We start from the raw sequence: 25,073 nt of genomic DNA, 5'->3' as shown, positions 1-25,073 counted from the left end.
ACCCCACGCAGTCGCCCCACACCCGCCCGCCGCACCCCACGGAGTCGCGCCACACCATCCGGCCCCGCCCCCGCCAACCGCCCCTCAACCCCTCACCCCAAGCCCGAAAATCCCCGCCCCGGAACCCCCGTCAACCCCCCTCGACGAGCCGATTGGCCTACACCCACTTCCTCCATGTATCGTTACTCGACGTTGTCCAGCGCTCGTAGCTCAACGGATAGAGCATCTGACTACGGATCAGAAGGTTGGGGGTTCGAATCCCTCCGAGCGCGCAGCAGGAACCCCAGGTCACGAGCTAGCTGACCTGGGGTTTTCTTTGTCCGGGGCTGTTCTTCCAAGACCTCTGCCAGCGCGACTTCAATGGCGGAGCTGACCCGTCCAGCGCCTTGCTTGGGCCGGGCGGGTGAAGTGGATGACCTCAGCGTCTGCCAGGTCGGGGCGGGCGATCAGCGCGAGGCCCTCCTGATGGCGGGCTCCGTGAGATGCCCACGCCCATCGGAGGGGGTACTCGCTATCGCGCCAAGCACCCAACCCGCTCGGCTTGTGCGCACCGACGGGGCGGCGGAACAACTCGACGAGGAGTGTTCGCCGCAGCACCCGCCACATCACGACCAGCTTCGGGTAGTCGAGGAAGATCACGGTGTCGGCCGCCCCGTAGACGAGATCGTCTTCGTAGTACGGAGCGCCGTCCAGGATCCAGAGCGGCTGACGGGCCAGCTCGACGAGGGCTTCTCGATAGTCGCGCGACCCTGGTACGCCGAGAGCATCTCGCTCGGTCAGAGGCAATCCAGTGCAAGTGGCCAGCTCCCTGGACAGGGTCGATTTGCCGCTGCCGGCACAGCCAAAGACCACCACCCGCTTCACGTCCACCAGGATGCCACCCGCAACGTCAGCGGCGGACCTTGCCAACACCTCTGCTAGCAGCACCCCGCCGCCGTCGCCCCCGACTCGACTCGGGCCTCAAAGGCTGAGCGCCACAGGAGCAGCAAGAGCCGTCCGTGTATCTCCACCGGCTGATCGTCCGGCGCAAGTACTCGGGACTCGAGCAGCGCGGATTCCGCGCGATTGGCGTGCGCACCGACCGGTGGGGGCGGTCTTGGTATTGCGGACCGGCAGAGTAGTGGTTCGGCGTACGACGCTGCTCTCTTCGTCGTCGAGGTTGACCGTCAGCGTGGTCTCCGAGGCGCAGGTCGTGAGCGTTTGGTAGCGGTGGGCGGCAGAGAGATCTTCTGGCCGCAGACCATGAATACGCCGGAGTCGGAGGGGCCTCAGGCGTGTGGCTGTCGACGACAAGAACTGGCACGGCCGCCGTACGGATGTGCCGATGAGCGGTACTTGCTCTTGGCCCCATCCGGTGAGGACACGGACCTCCCGAAGAACCGTGATGTGCACGACCGCTCCCAAGGCAGGCGGGAAGCGATCACCTTCGTACGGGAACGGCATCGCTCGACGCATCTCGTGATCGGTCACCCTAGTCAGCGTCGGAGATCAACTGGCGGACGACCGTCGGATCACCCGACCGCGGACGTCCGGCCGGCGGCGCGCGATTTGGTCAGTTCTTGTCGGTGAATAGGTCGGCCGCCGCCTGGACGCGGGCGACGTACGCCTGCCATTTCTCCGGAGATCCGAAGACGCCGTAGTCGGGACCTGCTCGGCCGTCGACCAATTCGCGGACGACGTCGATGTGGCCGCCGTGGCGGCATTCCTCACCGAGCACGACCACGATCATGTGTCCAAGAGTCGTCGAGCCGTTCTCCCAATGCGGCACCCTGCCGGGTGCGTCCAGATCGAGCAGCTGGATGGTCTGATCGGCCTGCGCACACGCCTCGCGATACCAGGTGAGAACCGCCTCGCTCGACTCCGTGGACCGCACCCACATGTCGCCGTTGTGCCAGAGCTCTTCGTCCCAGTCATCCGGCAACGGCGGCGGCGGAAGGGGCCGTCCGAAGGTCTCGCACAGATACGCATGCTCGATCCCGCCAAGATGCCGCAGAATCCCCAGCAGATTGCTCCCCGTAGGAGTCAGCGGCCGGCGGAGGTCGTACTCGCCCAGTCCTTCCAACTTACTGAGGTTGGTCTCCCGAGCCCCGCGAAGAGATTCGTGCAGCCGCGCCTTCAGATCCATGTCAATGTCCAATGCCAGTGGAGGTTTGGGGTACGGCGTAATGCAGGCGTACGGCGCCGTTCGTGTCGGCGTGGATGGAGAGCAGCCGCAGCTGGGTTGGGGACTCGCCGACGGCAAGTGGCGGTCCGTCCATTACTGATGGGGTGCCGAGGCCGCCGATGAGGGCCGGCGCCAGCGTCAGGTGGAGTTCGTCGATCAGGCCGGCTCGGAGCAACGCGCCGTTGAGGCCACCGCCGGCGTTCGACAGGACGCAGGTGATGCCGAGTTCGGTGCCCATCGTGGTGATCGCTTTCGTCAGGTCGACGCGGTCCTCGCCGACGACGAGGTAGCAGATGCGTTCGCGGCGGAGGTAGGCGAGATAGTCGACTGGCGTGGACCGCGCCACGAGGACCAGGACGTCCCAGTTCTCGTGCTTCTCGGTCCAGCGCACTCTTCCGCGGCTGTCGACGATGGTGAACCACATGTGCGGCGGGGATGGTTGCCCGGTGATGTCGGGTGGGAGGAAGTGCTGGTAGAGCTCTGCGGTGTCGCCTTCGTGGGCGGGCAGTTCTTCCAGAGTCACGTCCTCGGCGACCAGGCTGCCGCTGCCCTCCAGGATCGCGTTGCAGCCGTACTGCTTCCTGACCACCTCGGCGACATCGAGCGATACCGGATCGGCAGCAGGCGGCGTCATCGCGCCCCACAGCTCCGAACTCGGCGGATGCATCAACAGCGCGTTCCGCGTGAGCGCCACTTTCCCATCGGCACTGGCCTCCACAGTGACCACCACCCGCGGTCGCTTCCCCATCGCAGCCTCCTCCGGTACGCCGTACAGCGGACACCAAGACCTACCAGCCCCCACCGACAACCCGCGCCTACGAGGCAGGGGCCGGCGCTGACGGGTGTTCAACCGATAAAGCGGGCGACGGTGGCGGGCGGTCTCGCCATACTGGGCGTTCATGGATGAGGTCAGTGTCGTGGTCGCGCATTCTGAGCGGGCGACGCTTCGGGTCGGGGACGTGTTCCTGAAGGTGGATACCGACCAGGCGCGCATCGATCGCGAGGCCGAGGTGATCGGTCTGGTGCCGGTTCCTGCTCCGAAGGTCCTGTGGCGTAAGCCGTCCGTCCTCGCGATCTCCGCCGTACCAGGAGTGGTGCTCGGCCGGCTGGGTAAGCCGTCAACCGCCTCGGCGGCAGCGTGGGCATCTGCCGGTGCCGCGATCCGGCGGCTCCACGACACGCCAGCGCCGCCTTGGCCCGGCCGTGGCGGTCAGGCCCTCGAGGAACTGGCGGCGGAACTCGACGACGAATGCGAGCGCCTCGTAGCGGACGGCATCCTGCCCGCCGACCTGGTCACCCGTAACCGCGAGGTCGCCGAGGCAGCGCTCCGACCTTGGACTCCGGTGTTCACGCATGGGGACCTGCACATCGCCCACGTATTCGTCGACGGCGACGAACTCACCGGCATCATCGACTGGTCCGAGGCCGGCCAGGGCGACGCCCTGCGCGACCTCGCCACGCTGACACTCGGCCACCCGGACCGCCTCGGCGACCTGGTAGCCGGTTACGGCACGCCAGTCGACCTCGACGTCATCCGGGCATGGTGGTCGCTGCGAACCCTGCTAGGCGTCCGCTGGCTGATCGACCACGGCTACGACCCGTTCACACCAGGCGGCGAGGTCGACGTACTCAGAGCCCGGATGTAAGACCTGGGCTTTCAGTCCTCCGCGAGTTCATGCCCCTCGAGTTGGTGGGATGCCCCCTGAGATTCTCGTGGGGCAACCCTCCAACTCCGGGGGCGCCCCTCCGGCTGCGCACATCGATCGCGCGCAGGGCGTTAGCTCGCGAGGGCGGCGATCTTGGACAGGCAGGTGTGGGGGATTTCGGCGCGGGCTTGGAGTTCGAGGGGCTCGGCGCGGGGGTCGTCGCGCCAGATCGTCAGGCGAGGAAGCCGTGCAGCGAGGCGAATGGATGGGCCGAGAGCGCATTGCCGAAGGCGAAGAAGCGCGAGTGGAGTACGCCGGTCGAGCGGTCGGCGTACACATCATTGAGTTCTAGGTCGAGCGGGACGGTGTCGCTGAGGAACGCCGTACGTCGAGCCAGAACCTCGGCCGCAGCGCCAGCCAGTTTCAGGCCGCCCCCACCGACAAACTGTCACGGGCCGTCGAGGTACGCCAGGGCCTTCGTGACGCATTCCTCCAGCGGGCGGGTGGTGTCGAGGCTGAGGTACTCGTCCGGGCGCTTCACCTTCGAGATCCAGTCGGTGAACAGCTCCGTACCGCGCTCCGGCTCGGTCCCCAGGTCGATCGGCGGAAGGTCGACCGCCGGCCGTTGACTGCGCAGGGCGGGCCGGGATCGCAGGCGGGTGTCGAGCAGGCCGATGTCCTCGGTGACACATTGGATGTAGCGGTACTGGACGCCGTGCTTGGCCGCGAGCGCCTGCCCGGCCGCCAGCAACTCGTCGTAGAAGCAAGGGCTGTCGATGATCACGCCGATGCCCTGCGCCAGTACGTCGTCCGCCATCGCCTTCACCACGTTGTAGCTGGAGACCCGGGCGAAGGAGAAGCTGTCGTCCTTCTCCAGATTGGCTCCGCCCGTGTCCAGCATCGCGGTCAGAACGACGTCCCGATCGATCGCGACGAACCGCCGATGCCGCACCAACTCACGAGCAATGGTCGTCTTCCCGGCCCCCGGCGGACCCGACATCTGCACCACCGCGACATCACCCATACAACGCCCATCCCATCAACAGACCAAGAACTCCTCCGAAGAACCTAACGCGAGCCGGCTCCAACGGGCAGGTGGACCGGAATAACCGGTTGCCGGTCCGGTAGTAGTCGTCAACACTCCGACCGCATGGATGATGGTGTGCTTGGGGAATTGTTGAGGAATCCTAGGTACCCGCGGTCTGCGGGCTACTCGGGTCGGTGGATGGTTGACGGCGGGATGGGGCCGAACCCGGTGTGGCAGGCCGAGGCGTTGAGCGGACTGATGACGCTCGAGCCGGGTATGCGGGTGCTCGACATGGGATGTGGGTCGGCGCTGAGTTCGATCTTCCTGGCCAAGGAGTACGGCGTCGAGGTGTGGGCGACCGACCTGTGGGTCAAGCCCGACGAGAACCTGCGTCGCGCACACGAGGCGGGTATGGCGGACCGGGTGCACCCGATCTTTGCGGAAGCTCACGACCTGCCGTTCGCCGAGGGATTCTTCGACGCGCTCGTCAGCATCGGCGCGTATCACTACTTCGGCACCGACGACCTCTACCTCGGCTACTTCTCGCGCTTCGTGAAGCCCGGCGGCCAGATCGGCATCATCCAGCCGGGGCTCGCCGCGGAGTACGAGACGCTGCCGCCGCCGCACCTCGAGCCCTACTGGAAGTGGGACTTCTGCGCCTGGCACAGCCCCGCCTGGTGGCGGCGGCACTGGGAGAAGACCGGCCTGGTCACCGTCGAGGTCGCCGATCGCCTGCCCGACGGATGGCGTGACTGGTTGCAGTGGAACGACGCCTGCGACCGCGACAACGGCACGCCCGGACAGGAGGAAGCCCAGATGCTCCGCACTGACAACGGCCGCACCCTCGGCCTCTCCCGAGTCATCGCCCGCCGGGCCAACCACGTCATTGCCGGCCGAGCCGCCTAACTGTCGGACGACGGCCGATAGAGCTCTTGTACGGCGCCCTCGATATCGGACCCGCCTTGCTCGACCGGTTCCATGTACAGCCGCGCCCATACGATCTTGTCCTCGCGGACGCCGAGCAACGCCACGCCTCGCATCTGGAACGGTGAACCGTCGCGATACGCGCCCCACCAGCGCATCTCCGCCCAGACCGTGCCTTCGGACGAGGCCGACGAGATGAGCTCCGCGGAGAAGTTCGGCACACCCTCGAACACCGAGGTCCAGTTCGCCAGCACCTGCGCGCTGCCGCCGAAGCCTCGGTTGGGGTGCAGCGGCTGCTCGCTGCGGTAGTCGCTGGCGAAGGACGCCGCGACAGCCGCCGCGTCGTGGCGGTTCATCGCCGCGATCAACTGTTCGATGACGTTGTCCATGACCTGCCCCTCCCGTGACCCGGCCACCGACACGGCGGCCGGAACCCTCCCACCACAGCATCATGTGCCCGCGGACCTGTCGTACGCCACGCAGGTGTGGCCGGTGGGCAGGGCATGATGTCCGGGATGGAAGCCGAAGAGGTCTTGACCGGTGGGAACGTCGCTGCGCAGGTCGTCCGGGTCGGTTCGACCGTGCGGAAGCCGGCTCTGCCCCAGACGGCCGCGGTCGAAGCCGTGCTCACCCATCTCGCCGAGAGCGATTTCGACGGCGCGCCGCGGACCTTGGGCCGGGACGACCAAGGACGACACGTCATCGAGTTCGTCCCCGGGGCCCTCGCCCACACGATGCTGCCGTTCGCGCTCGACGACCTGCGCCGGGTCGGGCGGCTGATCCGCGAACTCCACGACGTGATGGAGACCTTCGAGCCACCGGCAGACGCCGTCTGGCAGTCACTCGTCCCGGACCCTGCGGGCGGCAGCCTGATCTGCCACAACGACCTCGCCCCCTGGAACCTGATCTGCAACGACGACCGCTGGGTCTTCATCGACTGGGACAACGCGGCGCCGTCGTCACGCCTCTGGGATCTCGGGTACGCCGCCACCGCGTTCCTCCCGTTCACTCCCCAAGGCACCGTGGAGGCCGACGCGCCGCGACTGGGTGCCCTCGTGGACGGCTACGGCCTCGACCAGGAGCAGCGCCACGCCCTCCCCGCTCAGATCGCGGCTCGAACCTGGGGCTCGTACGAACTGCTCGTCCGCGGGCACGAGACAGGTGAGCAACCGTGGGCGCGCATGTACCTGGAAGGCCACGGAGACTACTGGGGACCAACCGCCGCCTATGTCGAACAGCATCACGACGCTTGGGTCGCCGCGCTGACCGCCAAGAGATGAGGTGGTTGGCAGCAGGGACCGCTGAGGCGGTCCGCGCGGCACTCCGGCAGGTTGCTCCCGAGTTGGCCGACGATCCGATCGCGGTTCGCGAAGGCTTGGGGGAGACCGATCCGCAGTGGTGGGCCGGGAGCGCCGTGCTCGGTGGGCGCTTCGTCGTGAAGTTCGCCTGGTCCCGGCCCGCCGCGGCGCGGGTGGCGCATGAGATCGCGGTCCTCGAGGCGTTAGGGCCCGTGGTCCCGTTCCTGCCCGAGGTAGTTGCCAGTAGCACCGATCCGCTGCTGCTGGTCACCAGACTCGTGCCGGGCGCCGCGCTGTTCGACGTCGTGGACGCGCTCGACCGCGGCGACGCCGGCCGGCAGCTCGCTCACTTCCTGGGTGCACTGCACGGTCGGACAACGCGCGAACGTGTCGAAGCCGTCGGCGAGCTGTCGCCGGCGATACTCCAGCCGGCAACGACAGATACCTTGCGGGCCGGCTTCCCGAAGTGGGCGCGCGTGGATCAGCAGGCCGCCGTACTGCGGTGGTGTGACTGGGCGGACGACGTACTCGCGACGCCAGGCCCTGACGTGTTGGTACATGCGGATCTGCACGGCGGGAATCAGGTGTGGGACGGCGGGCAGTTGCGTGCGGTCGTGGACTTCGAAACGGCGGGCCTGCACGAGCCGGAGTACGACCTGCGCTGCTTCCCGGGAACGGGACCGGGCGTCGAGCTCACGACTGCGACCATTCGCCACTACGAAAGCCTGACAGGACGACAACTCTCGGTCGACCGGGTGATGGCCTGGCATCTCCGTACTGCGCTCGGCGACGCTCTCTGGCGCAGCGAGGCAGGCGTGCCGCTCCCGGACCATCGGACGCCACGGGAGTGGGTCGACGACCTCGCGGGCCGGTTCGCAGCGCTGGGCATTTCAGTGGGGTGACCTGCCCGGGCGGGAAGATGCTGTCCGGACGGCGCAGGTAGGCAAGGCATTCACGGGGGACAACGGGTATGGCGAAGGCACTCGGTGCATGGCTTGTTGTCGGGGCGGTGCTGGTCGCCGGTGTTGCCTCCGGCATCGGGTTGAAGAAGCCGTTCCGGATCGACGGAACCGGCGACCTGACGGTGCCGTTCGTGCTGCTCGGCTTGTGGTTCGTGATCTACCTGATGCTCGGGATCGCCGCCGTCGGCGACGCGGTGCGATTGGTGCGTCGGCGCGATCTCAACACGCTGCAGGACTCGGCGAACCTCGTGAAGCTCATCGCCGTGCCGTTCTTCGCGCTCAACTTCATCGCACTGGCACAAGTCGTCACGCTGATCGGGTCGAACGACAAGGATCGGTTCGGTCTCGACGGGTTCCTGGTCGCGCTGCTGTTCGTCGTACTGACGTATCTCGTGCTGCTGCCGACGTCGGCGTACGGCGTGGGCTGCCTCGTAGTGCTGAAGCGGGGCGACGGGATCGGTCCGATCACGTTCGGTCTCAACATGGTGCTGCACTTCCTGTACGTCGTCGACGTCCTCAGCGGGATCGTGGTGGTCGAGATCGCCCGGGACCGCCTGGGTATCGCGCGACCGCCGGGTCCGCTGTCCCGATATCTGCTGGCCGGTGTGGTGATCGTCGGTTCGTCGCTCGCGGCGGTGTGGTTGGTGTTCACCGGGATCTTCTACTCGTCCCATCCGCTCGGGATCCCGATGCCGTACGCGATCAACCTGCTCGGTCTCACGTCGTCCATGGAGTTCTTCCTGCTCGTGGTCGTCCCGGTGGCGCCGCTCGTCGCGTTCCGGACGGCCGTCCGCTTCTACCTGGGCGAGGACATCAATGCGCTCGCGCGGTCGGCACGCGTCGTCAAGCTCGGCATGATCCCGCTCTTCCTCCAGAACTTCGTCCTCTGCGCAGTCGTCGTACTCGCGCTGACGCTGCTCCCGATCGCGATCTCACGCGGCGCGGTGCTGTTCTTCATGGGCGCGTGGGGCTACGCCCTGGTCGGGGCATTCACCACCGCCGGCCTGGTCCCCGCCGTCATCGGCACGTACCTGATGCTGCTCCCGACGTCGATCTACAGCCTGACGACCCTCGCCTTCCTGATGCGCCGGCGCGCTATCACCCCCCGCTTCTGCGCCCTCCACACCGTCCTACAACTAATCTTCATCACCGACATCATCAGCACCCTGGCAATCGCCCACCGAGCAAAACAACTAAACCGCCACACCGTCACCACCCCATAAACCACCCCAGCCGAGCGCCGCGGGCCGCGCCGTCTCAGGCAGGAGCGTGCTGAGAGGCGACGTACGCTCCCGGCCCAGGATCACGTCGGTGGGGAGGTTGGCCGGATCGATCGGCCGAATGAACTTCCCGGCACCTTCCGCACGGCGACAGCACGTAGAGCGGGCTCATCACCACAGACCGTGACAACTTTTCGCGATCCTGTACTCGCGGGCCGTCATCATGGCCGCGATCGCCGCGTGCTCGGGGTCAGTGGAGGGATTGTTCGACGAGGTCGAGGTATGTGGCGGTGGCTGTGGGGGGATTGGGGAACTGGGTGAGGAGTTCGCGGAGGGCGCGTAGTTGGGCGTGGGGGTCGGGGAGGTGCGGTCCGCCTAGGAAGTGGATGGTTGCCGCCGCGTGTGGTGAACGGCGGGCCACCTGCTTGCCGGCGATGGGGATCAGGGCCAGCCGTAGGGCGGCCTCTTCCTCCGGAGACTTCGGGGTCGAGGGTTCGCGGCGGGAGTCGGTGGTTGAGGCTTTGGGGATACCGCGGTGGTCGAGGAGGACGGTGCTGTCGGGCAGCCACGCGGCCAGCGAGAGCGGGTGGACGTGCCAGTCGACCCACAGCGGCAGCCCGTCGACCACGTACTGTGCGCTGAGCGCCCGAGTGCCGAGCGGGCCGTTGTGGCGGGCGTCGATGCTGAAGGTCCGGTCGCCGGGCGGCAGATGTTCGGCGGTCGTATCGCTGTCGAGATGAGCGTCGTCGACGACGATCAGCAGGTCGACGTCGCTCCAGTCGTCAGCCCGCCCGCCTCCCAAGGACCCGATGAGGGCCGCGCCGAGCACGAGCGGATCGCTCCGGAGGGCAGTCGTCGCGGCGCTCAACCAGCGGTTTCGGATCGCGGCCAGCTGGGGCGCGGGCGGCGGGGTGTTCATGGCGAGGACCTTAGGGGGTTGTGGAAGGACGAATCCATGGAAATTCCTAGGATCGGTCCCCGTTCGGCCGGGGCGCTGCCGTGATCTGAGGGAGGAACGGGATCGCGGGTCGGTGGGTGGTGTGGTTGAGGTTGAGGTCGCGGATGCCGCAGTGTTCGATGCCTGTGGTTTCGGTGAGGGACTCGATCAGCATGCCGTGGCAGACGGCGATGAACGGGGTGGCGTCGAGGGCTGCCTGGCGGTGCAGGGCGTCGAGCGCGCGGCGGCGTACCGAGGACTGTGGCTCCCAGGTCCGGGTCTCGCCGGCCGGCCACTCGCCGTCGTGCCGGTGGAAATCCTCGGCCGCGGCGAAGGCCTCGGCCGATCGCCAGGTCAGCGTCGAGTCCGGAAGCCACTCGCGCAGATCGACCTCGACGGCGGCCAGAGGGAGCTGTGTCTCCGCCGCGATCAGGCTCGCGGTGTGCAGCGCCCGGGTCATCGGTGAGGAAACGATCCGCCGCGCCCCACACCCGCGCAGCCGTCGGCCGACCTCGCGCGCCTGCTCGACCCCGACTGCCGACAGCGGCGCGAAGTCGCGGGCTGGGCCCCACCAGCCTTCGGCATCGAGTTGCTCGCCGTCGACCGCCCCGTGCCGAACCAGCAGTACTCGAGTCACTCTTCCCCCGAGAAGCGTTCCCACGCGGACTGGCGGCTGATACCGAGCGCCTCGCCGATGCGCGCCCACGTGACCGAGCGGGTACGAAGGCGCTGCACGCGGTCCTGTACCGCCAGCTCGACCTGCCCGCGGGACGCGTCGAGTCGCGCCACGTCGGCCAGCAACTCGTCGTCGCTCTTCCCGTCCAACGGCGGGAAGGACGGCAGCGGCTGGTCGTTCAGCACGCGTTCGCACAGCGCCACGCACTCGTCGCAGATGAAGACGCCCGGCCCGGCGATCAGCCGCTGCACCTCGTCCCGCTGCTTCCCGCAGAACGAGCACCGCAACACGTTGTCAGCCATCGTTCTCCTCCCATCGTGTCAGGATCACCCTGACACGTTTGTCAGGCTAGCCCTGACAAGATTCGTTGGTCAAGGACCGGTGACAGGGCAGAATCGGCGCGTGGACGGTGCGGGGTATGTGCGCTATCAGAGTCCGGTCCCCGATCGGCGCGGGCGGCGGATCGGGATCTTCGGGCTGATGAACATGCTGGGGAAACGCGGGCTGCTGAGTGCGGCGGAGGAGGAGTTCCGGCGTACGACGAATGCCTGGTACGACGCGGCGTACCTGAATCCCGCGAGCGTCGACCCGGCGGTGTACGACCCGGACGTCAACCCGCACGCGGTGGCATGGTTCAAGCCGTCCGCGGTTCGGTTGTTCGAGCCGATCCCGCAGTACCTCGTGATCCTTGCCGCACACAACCTTCCGTGCGAGCGGTACACCTCGGCGGCGCCGGGGCGGGTGATCTATGAGGACGAGGACCAGGTGGTCGTCGTCCCGCACGAGTTGGACGACCCCGAGCAGGCGACCACCATCATGTGGTTGCCTCCGACCCCGAAATGACCACCGCGCTGGACTCTCGAGGATTGGTCCTGGTGACGGGCTCACCGGGATCCGGGAAGACTACGGTCGGCGATGAGCTGCGGCGACGTGGGTACGGCGTGTTCGACGTCGACCGCCTCGCGCGCTGGTTCGAGAACGCGTCCGGCGCCGAGGTGAGCATGCCGTCGTACCGGGATGACGCCTGGTTCGCGGAGCACACGTATCGGTTGCCGGTGGAAACCGTGCGCCGGATCGCGGACGAGGCCGCCGGCCTGACGTTCATCTGCGGGACGACGGGGAACGAAGCCGAGATCTGGGACCTGTTCGACGCGGTCGTCAGCCTGAGCGTCGACGCGCCGACCCTGCGCCGGCGACTCGCAGGCCGCCCCGGCGGGTTCGGGTCCACCCGCGCCGAACTGGGTCGCGTGCTCACCTGGCACGCAAACGTCGACACCGACAATGCCCGCTATGGCGCTCTCCTCATCGATGCCACCGCCCCGATCGCCCAGGTCGCCAGCGAAATCCTGACCACCCTCGCCAGGAGGAATCTCTCGCATGAGCAATGAGTGGGAAACATCCGATCTGCCACGCGGGATCGTCGGCTTGCTGCAGGTGCCGAGGTCGTTGACCGAGCTGGCAGACGCGCTCGGCGTGACGGATGCGCGCGTCCTCTGGTACCTCGGCAAGCTGCGCGACGCCGGCCGGGTCGAGGAGGACGGGGGCGTCTGGCGTCGTACGGCGGCCGGCGCGGAGCTCGCGCAGCGGCCGGCGCCTGAACGTGGAACGTGGACCGAGCTGCCCGGATCGAGCGAGCAGGACTACGTGCAGGCGTATGCGGATGCGGCGGCCGGGATGTTCGGTGCCGGGTTCGTGCAAGACAGCGGGGAGCATGCCGGGCGGGTCCCGGGGGAGCGAGTGGCGGAGTTCCACGAGCGCCTGCTGAGTCTGATCGGCGAGTACTTCGCGCCGGACACAGTGGACCGCGACGCAACGCCGAAGTACGGGTTCCGGTGGGTGCTCACTCCGGTCGATCTGCACCCGCTCGAGGTGGGCCGCGCCGGGGAAGGTGAAGTGGGGTGACGGATCACTTACGGTGATCCTCATGGCGTTTGCTGCGAAGGGGAGCAAGGGAGAGTCGTTCCTTGCGGTGGTGGTCGGTGGTGGGGCGGCGTTCGGGCTCGTGGTGATCACGTCACGGGCGTGGAAGGCGTGCCGCGTGGATGTCGCCGGGAGCATGCCGAACGGGCTGACGCTGCTGTTCCTCGGCCTGCCGCTGGCGCTGATCGTCAACCTGGTGCTGTTCACCCTGGTCTTCCGGTACGCCGGGAAGGCGTTCCTGTTCTCGCTCGTCGCGGCCGCTATCGCCCTCGCGATCGCCGACCTCGCCCTGTTCTCGTGGCAAGGCACCCCGGCCGCGTCGCCCGGTATCTGCCCGGGCAACGTCCCGCCGTGGTGGCCCGCCTGGATTCCGACCTGACCCGGACCTCCACGCCATCACAAGCAGCCGCCGGCGGCATCGTCAGGCGTGAGCGGGCGCGAACGCGCCACTGGTGATGGCCTCGGGATCCGCTACTCGATCATCCGGAGCAAGGCCGCGGCGCGTTCGGGGTCTCCGATGGTCGCGGCGGCGGGGAAGAGGCGGCCCCATGAGCCGGCACGAGTCAGCTGGCCGAGGCGCCGGGCGAGCTCGGCCGCCCGCCGCAGCTCCGGCAGCGCGTATCCGCCCGCCGTCCACGGCTCGAGATACGCGTCCTCCAACCGTGTGACGACCTCCGCGCCGTGCTCGTCGGCCGCCCGGCCGAGCGCGACCAGCAGGCTGCAGAACGGATGCCCCACGTTCGCATCACCCCAGTCGAAGAACGTGTACCGCCCGGCCCCCGCCACCAGGATCTGACCGTCGTGCAGATCCGCATGGTCCAGCGAATCCGGTACGCCGATCTCCGCGAGCTCATCGCACCATGCCACCAACCGCGGCCGGAACTCGCGCAACCGCTCGCGATCCTCCCCGCTCAGACTCCGGTTACGGTCCAACGTCGCGTCGAAGAGCAGCGGCAGCGCCGCAACCCGCGCATCGGGTACGCCGAGCGCCAGCAACTCCTCCGCCCGCGCGACGAGTCCCCGCTGCAACTCGGCGTACTGCGGTAAGACCTCGAACCAGTGCCGGACATCGACCGGCTGGCTGCGAAGCATCGGTCCGCCGTCCGGCAGCAGCGACCAGCCGCGGGCGGTGTCGACGGCGTACGGCGTGAGCACCTGCCCGGGCGTCCAGCGGGCCAGTGCCTCGGCGAGCGCGGGCTCGAAGGCGCTCCCGGGTGACGCCGCCTTGAACCACACCGGTCGCTCCGCCTCGACCCGGATGATCACCGACCACGGCCGCAGCCGCACCCGCCGCGGACCCGTCTCGCCGACGCCGAGCACGGCCAGTTCCCGCTCCAGCCAGTCGAGCGCCGCCGTACGCCACGCAGGCTCCTCCCAGGGGGTCCGCGCCTCGGGATAGGAGCCGCGGTCGATCTGCAAGGTCATAATCGGAGGATGGCACAGTGGCCGGACACCCCGTACCGGGTCGGGATCTCCGGCTGGCGTTATCCACCGTGGCGCAAGGTCTACTACCCCGAAGGTCTCCCGCAGCGGGCGGAACTCGAGTATGCGTCCAACCGCCTGAACTCGATCGAGCTGAACGGCTCCTTCTACGCCCTCCAGCGACCGTCGTCCTACCAACGCTGGTACGACGAGACTCCCGACGGCTTCGTCTTCTCGGTCAAAGGTCCGCGCTTTGTCACGCACGTCAAGCGGCTGGCCGACGTGGACGCGCCGCTGGCGAACTTCTTCGCCTCCGGTGTCCTTGCACTGGGCAACAAACTCGGGCCGGTCCTGTGGCAACTACCGCCGAACTTCCAGTTCGACGCCGATCGCTGCGCCGCGTTCTTCGCACAACTGCCGCGCACTACGCGTGCGGCCGCCGAGGTCGCCAAAGGTCACGACGAGCGGATGAAGGACCGGGCGCTGCTCGAGGCGAAGGTCGATATCCCGCTGCGGCACGCGATCGAAGTCCGGCATGACAGCTTCAAGACCCGGAAGTTCGTCGAGTTGGCCCGGGAGCACGACATTGCGGTGGTCTGCGCGGACACGGCCGGAAAGTGGCCGATGTTCGAGGACGTGACCGCCGGCTTCGCGTACGTCCGGCTGCACGGCGCCGAGGAGCTCTACGTCAGCGGGTACGACGACAAGTCGCTGGCGCGCTGGGCCCGAAAGATCCGGTCCTGCAAATGTGACACCTACGTGTACTTCGACAACGACGTCAAGGTGCACGCGCCCTACGACGCCGAGCGGTTGGCTGCTCGCCTGGGGATCGAATCGGCCGCCACCGAAGGATGACGGCCTCAGAAGAGTCGCGCCCCCACCGGCTGCTCGAGGTCCAGTAGGAACTGCTTCCGCTTCAGCCCGCCGGCGTATCCGGTGAGCGACCCGTTCTTCCCGATCACCCGGTGGCAAGGGACCACGATCGACAACGGGTTCTGCCCGACTGCTTTCCCCACCGCCTGCGCCTGGTGCGGCGGCTCGCCGAGTCGTGCCGCGATCTCGCCGTACGTCGTGGTCTCGCCGTACGGGATCTCTTCGAGGACCGTCCACACCCGGCGCTGGAACTCGTCGCCCGCGAGCCGGGTCGGGAGGTCGAACGTGATCCGCTCGCCGGCGAAGTACTCCTCCAGTTGCTCGACGACGAGGGTGATGAGCGGGTCGGTCGACTCGACCCGCTCACCCAGCGTCTCAACCGTCGGCTTCACCCAGTGGTGCGGGAAGTAGATCCCGACCAGTACGTCGTCCGCGGCGACCAGCGTGAGGTCCCCGATCCGGGTGCTGACAATCGCGTGCCTGTTCATACAGGTAGAACGCGCCCGCACCCGGACGTGTGAGGACCAGACGTGTGCGGACTACAAGCCGACGCGCTCCCGAGTCCGCTGCCGGAAGTCCCGGCCGATCTTGGTGACCTCGTCGGTCTGCAACTCGGCGACTGCGACCGACGGGGTGCCGTCGGCCGCGCACTGCACCAGCCACTGCCCGCCTGGGCCGGACACACCGGACGCCAGGCCCGCGTTCGGGTCGGCAGTCGCCGCGAGGCTGACCCAGGAGGTGTTGTTCGCGGCGGCCCCGCGCACCTGCACCCCGATGTGATCGTTCGAGCCGCCGGAACTGGCGTACGACACCAGCACGACATCAGCGCCGAGCCGGTCGTACTCGGTGAACAGCTCCGGGAACAGCACGTCCAGCCCGAGCATGAGCCCGACGCGGACTCCGTCCACGTCGAACGTCACCGGATCCTTGCCGGCCGAGTACATCCAGGTGACCTTCGTGGTGGAGAGCATGCGCTCGTCATACCGGGCGACGATCTTGCCCTGGTCGGACAGGACGTACATGCTGTTGTGCGGTCGGGTGTCGGGCACCTGATGCACGGACGGGATCACGGTCCAGATCCCGAGCTCGCGGGAGAGCGCGGCGATCTGGTCAAGTTCGCCCTGCAGGGCCGTCCAGTCGGCCTTGGTCCAGTCGGACGGTCCGATCTCGTCGGGTCCGAGCTCGGACATCACACGCTTGCTCGGAAAGCAGATGGCTCCCTCGGTGAAGTGCACGATCCGGGCGCCGTCCTTGGCGGCCTGCCGCATCAGGGCGCGGACCTCGTCGCCGCTCTCCCGGAGCAGGGCGCCGTCGGTGGGGTCTTCCCGGACCGTCGACTGGGTCGCGGCGATTCGTACGATTTCCGGCATGTCTGGTTCTCCTGTCGGAGTTGGACGGAAGTGCCGGAGGGCAGTCGTGTAGGACTCGCCGGTTTTGGCGGCACGGGCACGGACCCGTTGTTTGAAGTTCCTGTGCGCTGTCATCTGGCCTTCCACGCACTCGTCCGCGATCCCCCAGCGATCCCGTCCGAGGCGGTCGACCAGGACAGGCGGCCCGAGACAGGAAGTCCCTTTGCCTTCTCGAGTGTGACCGAGCTGGGGCCGGTCGACGAAGGTGAGGCGCGGGCCGCGCCGGAGCCCACATCCTAACTCGGCCTTCGGACAGAAATCGTCAGCGACGCAGGACGTCGTCCGCCGCGTCCATCGCGACGCCGATCAGTTCCGGGCTGAGGTCGACGACGGTGTTCCCGTCGGGGTCGAGATTCCCGGTCTCGGTGATCGACAGACCGATCAGCGCGAGCGCCCCGGCACGCTGCCGCTGCAGGCGCGCGAACGCGTCCTCGGGACCCAGTGGGGCGCTCGTGTCGTCGTGTTCCCAGGCGGCGACGGCCCGCTCGGCGAGGGCGGCCGGCACGGTCACGCGGATGGCCGGCAGTCCGGCCGCGCGGAACGTCGTACCGATCAGACCCAGCACTCGTGCGTCGTTGGCGTACACAGCCGTCGATGGTAGCGACCCGGGGCGGCATAAAGTCGGACCGTGACGCGGTTGTCATCAGGAGTACGCGTAGACGAGGTTTGGAGCAGAGGGTGAGCATTCGAGTCGGGTACAAGGCGTCGGCGGAGCAGTTCGGGCCGCGCGAGCTGGTGGAGTACTCCGTCCGGGCCGAGGAACTCGGGCTCGACAGCGTGACCGTGTCGGACCACTTCCTGCCGTGGCGGCACGAGGGCGGCCACGCCCCGTTCGCGCTCGCCTGGATGGCGGCGGTGGGTGAGCGGACCAACCGGGTGCTGCTCGGTACGTCGGTGCTGACGCCGACCTTCCGGTACAACCCGGCCGTCATCGCGCAGGCGTTCGCGACCCTCGGCGAGCTGTACCCCGGGCGCGTCATGCTCGGCGTCGGCACCGGCGAGGCGCTGAACGAGATCGCGGTGTCGGGGATGGAGTGGCCTGAGTTCAAGGAGCGGTTCGCCCGGCTGCGGGAGGCCGTGCAGCTGATCCGCGACCTGTGGACGAAGGACGGCGTCAGCTCCGAGGGCCCGTACTACAAGACCGTCGATGCGTTCATCTACGACCGCCCGGAGACCCCGCTCAAGGTGTACGTCGCCGCCGGCGGACCGCTGGTCGCGAAGTACGCCGGCCGCGCGGGCGACGGGTTCATCGCGACGTCCGGCAAGGGCATGGAGCTCTACAACGACAAGCTGATCCCCGCCGTGAAGGAGGGCGCGGAGAAGGCCGGGAAGAAGTTCGAGGACATCGACCGGATGCTCGAGGTCAAGGTCTCCTACGACCGCGACCCGGCGGCCGCGCTGGAGAACACCCGGTTCTGGGCGCCGCTGTCGCTCACGCCGGAGCAGAAGCACAGCGTGACGAGTGCGACCGAGATGGAGCGGCTCGCGGACGAGCTGCCGATCGAGCAGGTCGCGAAGCGGTGGATCGTGGCGTCCGACCCGGAGGAGGTCGTGAAGCAGTTCCAGCCGTACGTCGACGCCGGGTTCAACCACTTCGTCGTCCACGGTCCGGGCCAGGACCAGGAGCGGTTCCTGACCCAGTTCACCGAAGACGTTCTGCCGTTGCTGCGCAAACTGTCTTGAGCCTGACGGCCGGGCGCCGGACAATCGGCGCGTGCCCGACTTTCAGATCGTTCGCGACGACGACCCGCGGTGCGCCGAGCTCGAAGCAGCCGGCTACCGCGTGGTCGGCGAGTCCTGGGCCGTGCGCTTGTTCGACCCGGACCGCGAGCTGCTGGAGTCCGCCGTACGCCGGGTGACCGCCGACGGACTGACCGTTCGGGAGCTCGGGCCCGAGTCGGCTCCGGTCCTGCACGCGCTGGAGAAGGCGAACGAGGCGGACTATCCGTACACGCCGGCGACGCATCGGGTGGTCGGCGAGCTCGCCGACACCCAGGCGCTCTGGCCCGAGCACCGCGTCTTCGGAGTTTTCGACGGCCACCGCCTGGTCGGCGCCACGGTGATCCGCAACCACGACGGGTTCGGCGACACCGCGTTCACCTCCGTGCTGTCGACGCACCGCCGTCGCGGGGTCGCCCAAGCGGTCAAGGCCGCGTCGATCCTGGCGTTCCTCGACATCGGCATCACCCGCTTCAGCACCGGCGGCGCCGCCGCCAACCAGGCCAGCCTCCAGGCCAACCAGTCCCTCGGCTACAAACTCACGGAGCAGTGGCGAACCTACGCCCCCCAGTAACCCGCCGCCCGCCCGCCGCCCGCAGCGCCCACCCGCCGCAGCGCCAGCCCGCACCCCGCAGCTCCCGCCCGCAGCGCCAGCCCGCAGCGCCAGCCCGCAGCGCCCGCCTGCGGCCTGCCGCCCGCCCGCTCTGCCTGCCGCCTGCTCGCTCTGCCTGCCGTTCGCGGAGCCTGCATCGCCCCGCAAGCGCGTCACCCACCGCCGTGCGTGCCACAACTCGGGACCTGAGACCTGTACCGGGACCTGCGACAGGAAATAACAGGTCCCACCCCACCAGTACCTGTCTCCGGCCCCGACGACAGCCGGGTTAGTGGAGGTCCTCGGAGAGGGACTTGGCGGCTTGGGTGAGGAGGGGGACGGCGCGTTCGACGAGGTCTTCGGTCATGCGGCCGGCGGGGCCGGAGATGGAGATGGCCAGGTGGGAGGGGGCGTCGGGGACGGCTACGGCCACGCACCGGACGCCGAGTTCCTGCTCGCCTTCGTCCATCGCGTAACCGGTGTCGGCGGCCTGGTGGAGCTGGGTGGTGAAGGCGTCGGGCGTGGTGATGGTGTTGTCGGTGTGCTGCGGCATGCCGGTGCGGTGCAGGAGTTCGCGGACGTCGGCGTCCGGGAACTGGGCGAGGATCGCCTTCCCGACCGCGGTGCAGTGCGGCAGGACCCGGCGGCCGACCTCGGTGAACATCCGCATCGAGTGCCGGGAGGGGACCTGCGCGAGGTACACGATCTGGTCGCCGTCGAGCATCGCCATGTTCGCGGACTCGCCGAGCTCGTCGACCAGGCGCGCCAGGTGCGGCCGGGCGAACACACTGAGCATGTGCGACGAACTCTCCCCGAGCCGGATCAGCTTCGGTCCGAGCACGTACTGCCGCGACGGCTCCTGCCGCAGGTACCCGAGGTCGACCAGGGTCCGGACCAGCCGGTGGATCGTCGGCAGCGGCAGGCCGGAGGCCGTGGCCAGCTGGGACAGTCCCATCATCCCGCCCGCGTCGGCCATCGTCTCGAGCAGCCCGAACGCGCGCTCGATCGACTGCACGCTGCCGGTGCGTGCCTTGCCACCGTTCGTCTCCGCCATTGAAGCTCCTTTCCGGATGACGGAAGTTTAGCGACAGATCCCGGAAGCACGAAGACTTGTATCTTCCACGAAGTAGATATTAGTCTCCACAATACGGAAATCTGAGGAGGCGGCCGCATGAGCCTGGATGATCTGGTGACCGAGCTCGACCGGCGGTTGGCAGCCGCAGACGCGGCGCTGGCTGCGGACTACCGCGGTGACCGAGGAGTCCGCCAGCCGATCCACACCGTCTACGTCCCGGCCGATCGGTACGACGCGAGCACGGTGGCCGACTGGGGCGCGCTGGCGCGGGCGGCGCTCGACGAGCACGCCGGGTCGGCCGTGGAGTTCGCGAAGGTGCTGGACCTGCCGGCCGAGCTGGCGGACGAGGTGTACGACCGGGTCCGGGCGAAACTCGAACGCGAGCCGATCGAGGACCTCCGCGTCGACTTCGAGGACGGCTACGGCAACCGGCCCGACGAAGAGGAGGACGCCGCAGCGATCGTCACTGCTCAAACATTCTCCGACCAGACCCCGTACTACGGTCTGCGGATCAAATCGTTGGAAGCGCCAACCAGGCGTCGCGCCGTCCGGACCCTCGACCTCGTCGTCAAGCATCTCGGCACGATCACCGACGGCTTCGTCATCACGCTGCCGAAGGTGACCTCGGTCGAGCAGGTCGAGGCGATGGTCTTCGTCCTCGAGACGCTCGAGCGCGAGTACGGCGTACCGCGGCTGAAGTTCGAGATCCAGGTGGAGACCCCGCAGGCGATCCTCGGTACCGACGGGACCGCGTTGATCGCCCGGATGATCAAGGCCGGCGGCGATCGGGTGACCGGTCTGCACTACGGGACCTACGACTACTCCGCCTCGCTCGGTGTCGCGGCGGCGTACCAGAGCATGGAGCATCCGGTCGCCGACCACGCCAAGGACGTCATGCAGCTCGCCGCGGCCGGCACCGGTGTCTTCGTGTCCGACGGCTCCACCAACGTCCTCCCGGTCGGCGACGCCGTCCACGACGCCTGGCGCCTGCACTTCCGGCTGGTACGGCGTTCACTAGCGCGCGGCATCTATCAGGGCTGGGACATGCACCCCGCCCAGCTCCCGACTCGCTTCGCCGCGACGTACCTCTTCTATCGCGAAGGGTTCGACCAGGCTGCGCTGCGCCTGCGTGCGTACCTCGGTGACGGTGAGTCCGGCTACCTGGATGAACCTGCGACGGCGGCCGCGCTCGCCGGGTTCGTCCTCCGCGGGATCGAGTGCGGCGCCATCGACACGACCGAGTTCGACACCACCGGTCTCGCCAAACTCGCCCGCCGGGCGGTCCCGGAGAGTTAGAGCATGTCTCCCAACCCCACGCCTACTGCGCGGCACTCGGCGGGCACATGCTCGCTACGGCGTGGGATTGGGAGACATGCTCTAGCCTCGCGACATGCGACTGGTTGCGGAGTTCACCACCGAACCCTTCGAGGTCGAGGGTTCACCCCCCGCGCACGCCACCGAGGCGTTGCGTGCCGCCGAGGAGGCCGGGCTCGACTGTGAGTTCGGCCCGCTCGGTACGCAGGTCAGTGGCGAGCAGCACCTGCTGCTGCCCGCACTGCCGAAGGTGCTCGAAGCCGCGTTCGCCGGCGGCGCGAGCCAGGTGACGTTGCAGGTACGCCGCGATGCCTGAGCAGCACCCGTTGGTCCAGGCGATCGGCCCGTTGATCGAACGGCTGAACGCGGAACTCGTCGACCCGGCCGACGCCCGCGCGGACGACGTACCGCTGGAGTGGGACGGGAAGCCGGTGGTCGCGGTGCGCCTGCCGGCCAAGGGTGGCGTGCAGGGGCTGCTCGCGGAGGTGGCGGACGAGCTGGGCGGACCGCTCAACGAGCTTCCGAGGTCGGAGAAGCAGCAGGCGGTGCTGATGCTGGAGGCGCGCGGCGCGTTCGAGTTCCGGAAGTCGGCGGAGATCGTGGCCGAGGCGCTCGGTGTCACGCGCTTCACCGTCTACAACTACCTGAACCGCGCCCGCTGATATTCAACAAACTGTTGACGACGGGCAGGGTGGATGTCACGCTCTCGTCATACGGAAAGTCGATTTCGGGATTCGAGAAGGTGTGACCGTGGACCTGTTGGAGTTCAACTCCGCTCCGACCGACCGGCTGCGGCCGGAACTGGCGGCCTGCTGTGACGTGCCGCGCTGGGTCGACGCGATCCTGGCCAAGCGGCCGTACGCCGACGTCGCCGCACTGACCGCGGTCGCCGACCAGGCACTCCGGGAGCTCGACGACAACGAGGTCGATCGTGCTCTGCGGGCGCATCCGCGGATCGGTGACCGGCCGCAGGGCGCGAGCACCGAGGCGGCCTGGTCGCGCAAGGAGCAGTCCGGTGTCGACCCGGAGTCCCGGCAGGCGCTTGCCGAGGGCAACCGTCAGTACGAGGACCGCTTCGGCAGGGTGTTCCTGATCTGCGCCACCGGACTCTCGGCGGCACAGATGCTGAACAGCCTGAAGGAACGCCTGACCCACGACGACGCGACCGAGGCGGCCGTCGTCCACGAAGAGCTGCGCAAGATCGCGCTGCTCCGGCTGGCGAAAGTGGTGACCGCATGAGCAGCCTGTCGACCCACGTCCTGGACACCGCACTGGGACGGCCGGCGCCGAACCTCGGCGTCCGCCTCTACCGCGGCGACGTGCTCGAAGCCACCGGTACGACGGACAGCGACGGCCGGATCGCCGAGCTCGCGCCGACGCTCGAGCACGGCACGTACCGGCTCTGGTTCGACGTCGCGGCGTACGCGGAATCCACCGGCCAGGACATCTTCTTTCCCGAGGTCTCCGTGACCTTCACGGTCGCCGACGAGCGGCACTACCACGTCCCCCTGCTGCTCAGCCCGTTCGCGTTCTCCACCTACCGAGGGAGCTGATCCCGATGGCCATCCACCTGGGAGCCAACCAGTACGGCAAAGCCGAGAGCCGCGTCGTCCGCATCTACCGCGACACGCCTCGCCACCAGATCCGCGACCTCAACGTGTCGACCGCGCTGCGCGGGAACTTCGAGGCCGCGCACACCACCGGCGACCAGAGCGACGTGCTGCCGACCGACACCCAGAAGAACACCGCGTTCGCGTTCGCGAAGGAGAAGGGCATCGACGCGATCGAGGACTACGCGCTCGCCCTCGGCGCGCATTTCCTGGACGCGTCGGCGGCCGCCGAAGGCGCGCGGATCGAGGTCGAGGAATACTCCTGGGAGCGGATCCAGGACCACGATCACGCGTTCGTACGGTCTGGTGCCGGTGTCCGGAACACGGTGGTGAACGTCGAGGGCCGCGGCGCGGACCGGAAGGCGTACGTGGTGTCCGGGATCAACGACCTGGTGGTGCTGAAGTCCACCGGCTCGGAGTTCCACGGGTTCCTGAAGGACAAGTACACGACGTTGCAGGAGACGAACGACCGGATCCTGGCCACCTCGCTGGTCGCGCGCTGGCGCTACGACCACACCGACGTCGACTGGGACAAGTCGTACGACGAGATCAAGGGACTGCTGCTCGAACAGTTCGCGAAGATCCACAGTCTCGCGCTGCAGCAGACGCTGTACGGGATGGGCCAGGCGGTGCTCGAGCAGCACCCGGAGGTCGCCGAGATCAAGTTCTCGGCGCCGAACAAGCACCATTTCCTCGTCGACCTCTCGCCGTTCGACGTCGAGAACCCGGGCGAGGTGTTCATCGCCGCGGACCGGCCGTACGGCTTGATCGAGGCGAGCGTGACCCGCGACGACGCGAGCGACGCCGGCAGTGCGTGGCACGCCGTACCAGGGTTCTGCTGACGCCATGGCGAGGATCGTGATCGAGGGCGCCCACGTGGCGACCCTCGATCCGGCCCGGCGCGAGTTCGTCGGCCATGTGGTTGCTGATGGCAATCGGCTCGTCGCGGTCGGGCCCGGACCGGCACCGGCGTACGACGATGCGCGCGTGCTGGACGGGCGCGGGTGTCTCGTCACACCGGGGTTCGTGAACACGCATCATCATCTGTACCAGTGGGTGACCCGCGGCCTCGCCGTCGACTCCACGCTCTTCGGCTGGCTGACCACGCTGTACCCGGTGTGGGCGCGCATCACCGAGGAGTCCGTGTACGTCGCCGCGCAGGCGTCGCTCGCCCAACTCGCGCTGACCGGATGCACGACCGCCGCCGATCACCATTACGTCTTCCCGCGCGGTGGCGGCGACCTGCTCGCGGCGGAGATCACCGCGGCGCAGGAGATCGGTCTACGCTTCCATCCCGCGCGGGGGTCGATGGACCGCGGTCAGAAGGACGGTGGCCTTCCGCCGGACTCGGTGGTCGAGGACCGCGACGAGATCCTCGCGGCGACCGAGGCCGCGATCGAGCGCTGGCACGACCCGTCGCCGGACTCGATGCTGCAGCTCGTCGTCGCGCCGTGCTCGCCGTTCAGCGTGAGCGGCGAGCTGATGCGCGAGTCGGCCGAGCTCGCGCGGCGTCACGGCGTACACCTGCACACGCATCTCGCCGAGACGACCGACGAAACCGAGTGGTGCCGCGCGACGTACGGGTGCACGCCGCTCGAGTACGCCGACCAGCTCGGGTGGACCGGGCCCGACGTGTGGTTCGCGCATGGCATCCACTTCGACGACGCCGAGATCAAGCACCTCGGCAGTACCCGCACCGGCGTCGCCCACTGCCCCAGCTCGAACGCCCGCCTCGGCGCCGGCATCGCCCGCACCGCCGACCTCCGCGCCGCCGGCGCCCCCGTCGGCCTCGGCGTCGACGGCACCGCGAGCAACGAGTCCGGCAGCCTCATCGAGGAACTCCGTCACGCCCTCCTCTTCGCGAGGGCCCGCGGCGGCCCGCAAGCCCTCACCGTCCGCGCCGCCCTGGAGATGGCCACATTGGACGGCGCCCGCATCCTCGGTCGCGCGAACGACCTCGGCTCGTTAGAGCCCGGCAAACTCGCAGACGTCGCCGTGTGGAACCTCAACACCCTCCCTCACGCTGGCCTCCCCGACCCCGTCGCCGCGCTCGTCCTAGGCTCACCCCCACCCCTCGCGCTCCTTCTCGCCAACGGCCGCCCCGTCGTAGAACACGACGTACTCCTCACAGCCGACGAGGCCACGCTGGCGAGCGCCGCCGCCCGTACCCAGGCGCTGCTGACTGCGGACATCCGCTGAAGACCTCGGACAAGCTATTGGCTGTCCGAGGTCCGCGGGGGTTGTCCACAAACTGCCGAATCGGTCGTTCTGGGGTGGTGTGCTCG

At 68.4% G+C, this 25,073-nt stretch carries 31 protein-coding genes, 1 tRNA gene and 1 pseudogene; 20 read left to right on the top strand and 13 right to left on the bottom strand.

Annotation, left to right across the window (positions count from 1 at the left end):
* Window positions 1-199 precede the first annotated feature (199 nt).
* Window positions 200-272 (top strand) — tRNA-Arg (locus ACFYRH_RS03950).
* Between the two features lie 85 nt (window positions 273-357).
* Here ACFYRH_RS03950 and ACFYRH_RS03945 read toward each other — a convergent pair.
* From ACFYRH_RS03945 to ACFYRH_RS03935, 3 genes are all read right to left on the bottom strand, one after another.
* Entirely contained in the window at window positions 358-864 is a 507-nt protein-coding gene (locus tag ACFYRH_RS03945; RefSeq protein WP_387767679.1) for a hypothetical protein, read from the bottom strand.
* Between the two features lie 688 nt (window positions 865-1,552).
* Window positions 1,553-2,125: a DinB family protein gene (locus ACFYRH_RS03940; RefSeq protein WP_387767676.1), complete on the bottom strand. Its 573-nt coding sequence runs from the start codon at window positions 2,123-2,125 to the stop codon at window positions 1,553-1,555.
* A 1-nt stretch (window position 2,126) separates the two neighbouring features.
* On the bottom strand, window positions 2,127-2,912 hold the full coding sequence (locus ACFYRH_RS03935; RefSeq protein ID WP_387767674.1) for a RibD family protein: 786 nt from the start codon (window positions 2,910-2,912) through the stop codon (window positions 2,127-2,129).
* A 151-nt stretch (window positions 2,913-3,063) separates the two neighbouring features.
* Between ACFYRH_RS03935 and ACFYRH_RS03930 the strand changes: the two genes are divergently transcribed.
* Window positions 3,064-3,810, top strand: a complete 747-nt coding sequence (locus ACFYRH_RS03930; RefSeq protein ID WP_387767671.1) for a phosphotransferase family protein — start codon at window positions 3,064-3,066, stop codon at window positions 3,808-3,810.
* Window positions 3,811-4,258: 448 nt separating this feature from the next.
* Here the strand turns inward: ACFYRH_RS03930 and ACFYRH_RS03925 are convergent, their stop codons facing one another.
* The gene (locus ACFYRH_RS03925; RefSeq protein WP_387767668.1) at window positions 4,259-4,834 is read right to left on the bottom strand and encodes an AAA family ATPase; all 576 of its coding nucleotides are present in this window, start codon (window positions 4,832-4,834) and stop codon (window positions 4,259-4,261) included.
* A gap of 201 nt (window positions 4,835-5,035) precedes the next feature.
* Here ACFYRH_RS03925 and ACFYRH_RS03920 point away from each other — a divergent pair, with 201 nt between their 5' ends.
* Complete coding sequence (locus tag ACFYRH_RS03920) at window positions 5,036-5,743, top strand: SAM-dependent methyltransferase (protein WP_387767665.1); 708 nt, start codon at window positions 5,036-5,038, stop codon at window positions 5,741-5,743.
* Here the strand turns inward: ACFYRH_RS03920 and ACFYRH_RS03915 are convergent.
* Entirely contained in the window at window positions 5,740-6,150 is a 411-nt protein-coding gene (locus ACFYRH_RS03915; protein ID WP_387767662.1) for a nuclear transport factor 2 family protein, read from the bottom strand. The genes ACFYRH_RS03920 and ACFYRH_RS03915 overlap by 4 nt on opposite strands.
* 126 nt (window positions 6,151-6,276) lie before the next feature.
* On the opposite strand from ACFYRH_RS03915, the gene ACFYRH_RS03910 reads away from it, so the two are divergent.
* The 3 genes from ACFYRH_RS03910 to ACFYRH_RS03900 all read left to right on the top strand — a co-directional run bounded on the left by ACFYRH_RS03910 (window position 6,277) and on the right by ACFYRH_RS03900 (window position 9,244).
* Complete coding sequence (locus ACFYRH_RS03910; protein WP_387767659.1) at window positions 6,277-7,041, top strand: phosphotransferase enzyme family protein; 765 nt, start codon at window positions 6,277-6,279, stop codon at window positions 7,039-7,041.
* A 5-nt stretch (window positions 7,042-7,046) separates the two neighbouring features.
* Complete coding sequence (locus ACFYRH_RS03905; protein ID WP_387767656.1) at window positions 7,047-7,961, top strand: phosphotransferase family protein; 915 nt, start codon at window positions 7,047-7,049, stop codon at window positions 7,959-7,961.
* A gap of 68 nt (window positions 7,962-8,029) precedes the next feature.
* Window positions 8,030-9,244 carry a hypothetical protein gene (locus tag ACFYRH_RS03900; RefSeq protein ID WP_387767653.1) on the top strand — a complete coding sequence of 405 codons (1,215 nt, stop codon included), beginning with the start codon at window positions 8,030-8,032 and terminating at the stop codon, window positions 9,242-9,244.
* A 247-nt stretch (window positions 9,245-9,491) separates the two neighbouring features.
* Here ACFYRH_RS03900 and ACFYRH_RS03895 read toward each other — a convergent pair whose 3' ends face one another.
* The 3 genes and pseudogenes from ACFYRH_RS03895 to ACFYRH_RS03885 form a co-directional block, all read right to left on the bottom strand.
* Entirely contained in the window at window positions 9,492-10,160 is a 669-nt protein-coding gene (locus ACFYRH_RS03895) for a hypothetical protein (RefSeq protein WP_387767650.1), read from the bottom strand.
* Between the two features lie 46 nt (window positions 10,161-10,206).
* The gene (locus ACFYRH_RS03890) at window positions 10,207-10,815 is read right to left on the bottom strand and encodes a histidine phosphatase family protein (protein WP_387767648.1); all 609 of its coding nucleotides are present in this window, start codon (window positions 10,813-10,815) and stop codon (window positions 10,207-10,209) included.
* 229 nt (window positions 10,816-11,044) lie between these two features.
* A pseudogene (locus tag ACFYRH_RS03885) lies at window positions 11,045-11,156 on the bottom strand (ClpX C4-type zinc finger protein); the annotation flags it as partial.
* Between the two features lie 100 nt (window positions 11,157-11,256).
* Between ACFYRH_RS03885 and ACFYRH_RS03880 the strand changes: the two are divergent.
* The 4 genes from ACFYRH_RS03880 to ACFYRH_RS03865 are packed head-to-tail and all read left to right on the top strand — an operon-like array spanning window position 11,257 to window position 13,153.
* Window positions 11,257-11,697: a hypothetical protein gene (locus ACFYRH_RS03880; RefSeq protein ID WP_387767645.1), complete on the top strand. Its 441-nt coding sequence runs from the start codon at window positions 11,257-11,259 to the stop codon at window positions 11,695-11,697.
* A complete protein-coding gene (locus ACFYRH_RS03875) occupies window positions 11,694-12,242 on the top strand; it encodes an AAA family ATPase (RefSeq protein ID WP_387767642.1) in 549 nt (182 codons plus the stop codon). Before ACFYRH_RS03880 ends, ACFYRH_RS03875 begins: the two co-directional genes overlap by 4 nt.
* Complete coding sequence (locus tag ACFYRH_RS03870) at window positions 12,232-12,756, top strand: hypothetical protein (RefSeq protein WP_387767639.1); 525 nt, start codon at window positions 12,232-12,234, stop codon at window positions 12,754-12,756. Before ACFYRH_RS03875 ends, ACFYRH_RS03870 begins: the two co-directional genes overlap by 11 nt.
* A gap of 22 nt (window positions 12,757-12,778) precedes the next feature.
* The gene (locus ACFYRH_RS03865; protein ID WP_387767636.1) at window positions 12,779-13,153 is read left to right on the top strand and encodes a hypothetical protein; all 375 of its coding nucleotides are present in this window, start codon (window positions 12,779-12,781) and stop codon (window positions 13,151-13,153) included.
* 92 nt (window positions 13,154-13,245) lie between these two features.
* On the opposite strand, the gene ACFYRH_RS03860 is transcribed toward ACFYRH_RS03865, so the two are convergent.
* Complete coding sequence (locus ACFYRH_RS03860) at window positions 13,246-14,199, bottom strand: phosphotransferase (protein WP_387767633.1); 954 nt, start codon at window positions 14,197-14,199, stop codon at window positions 13,246-13,248.
* Window positions 14,200-14,208: 9 nt separating this feature from the next.
* Here ACFYRH_RS03860 and ACFYRH_RS03855 point away from each other — a divergent pair, with 9 nt between their 5' ends.
* Window positions 14,209-15,051 (top strand): DUF72 domain-containing protein, encoded by an 843-nt coding sequence (locus ACFYRH_RS03855; protein ID WP_387767630.1) that lies wholly within the window; start codon window positions 14,209-14,211, stop codon window positions 15,049-15,051.
* A 5-nt stretch (window positions 15,052-15,056) separates the two neighbouring features.
* Here ACFYRH_RS03855 and ACFYRH_RS03850 read toward each other — a convergent pair whose 3' ends face one another.
* The 3 genes from ACFYRH_RS03850 to ACFYRH_RS03840 form a co-directional block, all read right to left on the bottom strand.
* On the bottom strand, window positions 15,057-15,557 hold the full coding sequence (locus ACFYRH_RS03850) for a methylated-DNA--[protein]-cysteine S-methyltransferase (protein ID WP_387767627.1): 501 nt from the start codon (window positions 15,555-15,557) through the stop codon (window positions 15,057-15,059).
* Window positions 15,558-15,608: 51 nt separating this feature from the next.
* Window positions 15,609-16,439: a carbon-nitrogen hydrolase family protein gene (locus tag ACFYRH_RS03845; RefSeq protein WP_387767624.1), complete on the bottom strand. Its 831-nt coding sequence runs from the start codon at window positions 16,437-16,439 to the stop codon at window positions 15,609-15,611.
* A gap of 301 nt (window positions 16,440-16,740) precedes the next feature.
* Window positions 16,741-17,064, bottom strand: coding sequence for a hypothetical protein (locus ACFYRH_RS03840; protein ID WP_387767621.1), 324 nt, complete (start codon window positions 17,062-17,064; stop codon window positions 16,741-16,743).
* 92 nt (window positions 17,065-17,156) lie between these two features.
* Here ACFYRH_RS03840 and fgd point away from each other — a divergent pair, with 92 nt between their 5' ends.
* Complete coding sequence (gene fgd, locus ACFYRH_RS03835; protein ID WP_387767618.1) at window positions 17,157-18,161, top strand: glucose-6-phosphate dehydrogenase (coenzyme-F420); 1,005 nt, start codon at window positions 17,157-17,159, stop codon at window positions 18,159-18,161.
* A gap of 31 nt (window positions 18,162-18,192) precedes the next feature.
* Window positions 18,193-18,771 (top strand): GNAT family N-acetyltransferase, encoded by a 579-nt coding sequence (locus ACFYRH_RS03830; protein ID WP_387767616.1) that lies wholly within the window; start codon window positions 18,193-18,195, stop codon window positions 18,769-18,771.
* Between the two features lie 307 nt (window positions 18,772-19,078).
* On the opposite strand, the gene ACFYRH_RS03825 is transcribed toward ACFYRH_RS03830, so the two are convergent.
* On the bottom strand, window positions 19,079-19,843 hold the full coding sequence (locus ACFYRH_RS03825; protein WP_387767613.1) for an IclR family transcriptional regulator: 765 nt from the start codon (window positions 19,841-19,843) through the stop codon (window positions 19,079-19,081).
* A gap of 117 nt (window positions 19,844-19,960) precedes the next feature.
* On the opposite strand from ACFYRH_RS03825, the gene ACFYRH_RS03820 reads away from it, so the two are divergent.
* The 7 genes from ACFYRH_RS03820 (at window position 19,961) to ACFYRH_RS03790 (ending at window position 24,987) form a co-directional block, all read left to right on the top strand.
* On the top strand, window positions 19,961-21,160 hold the full coding sequence (locus ACFYRH_RS03820; RefSeq protein WP_387767610.1) for a DUF6986 family protein: 1,200 nt from the start codon (window positions 19,961-19,963) through the stop codon (window positions 21,158-21,160).
* Window positions 21,161-21,254: 94 nt separating this feature from the next.
* Window positions 21,255-21,494 (top strand): thiamine-binding protein, encoded by a 240-nt coding sequence (locus tag ACFYRH_RS03815; protein WP_387767607.1) that lies wholly within the window; start codon window positions 21,255-21,257, stop codon window positions 21,492-21,494.
* Window positions 21,487-21,840, top strand: a complete 354-nt coding sequence (locus ACFYRH_RS03810; RefSeq protein WP_387767605.1) for a helix-turn-helix domain-containing protein — start codon at window positions 21,487-21,489, stop codon at window positions 21,838-21,840. Before ACFYRH_RS03815 ends, ACFYRH_RS03810 begins: the two co-directional genes overlap by 8 nt.
* An 88-nt stretch (window positions 21,841-21,928) precedes the next feature.
* Window positions 21,929-22,417, top strand: a complete 489-nt coding sequence (gene uraD / locus ACFYRH_RS03805; RefSeq protein WP_387767602.1) for a 2-oxo-4-hydroxy-4-carboxy-5-ureidoimidazoline decarboxylase — start codon at window positions 21,929-21,931, stop codon at window positions 22,415-22,417.
* Complete coding sequence (gene uraH / locus ACFYRH_RS03800; protein WP_387767599.1) at window positions 22,414-22,731, top strand: hydroxyisourate hydrolase; 318 nt, start codon at window positions 22,414-22,416, stop codon at window positions 22,729-22,731. The genes uraD and uraH overlap by 4 nt, the downstream gene beginning before the upstream one ends.
* Before the next feature lie 5 nt (window positions 22,732-22,736).
* A complete protein-coding gene (gene pucL / locus ACFYRH_RS03795) occupies window positions 22,737-23,630 on the top strand; it encodes a factor-independent urate hydroxylase (protein ID WP_387767596.1) in 894 nt (297 codons plus the stop codon).
* 4 nt (window positions 23,631-23,634) lie between these two features.
* The gene (locus tag ACFYRH_RS03790; protein WP_387767593.1) at window positions 23,635-24,987 is read left to right on the top strand and encodes an 8-oxoguanine deaminase; all 1,353 of its coding nucleotides are present in this window, start codon (window positions 23,635-23,637) and stop codon (window positions 24,985-24,987) included.
* Window positions 24,988-25,073 lie beyond the last annotated feature (86 nt).

Origin of the sequence: Kribbella sp. NPDC004875, from assembly GCF_042873375.1 — a bacterium.
Lineage (GTDB): Bacteria > Actinomycetota > Actinomycetes > Propionibacteriales > Kribbellaceae > Kribbella.
Note: the sequence above shows the minus strand (reverse complement) of the source record. Positions and strands in the feature narration are given on the sequence as shown.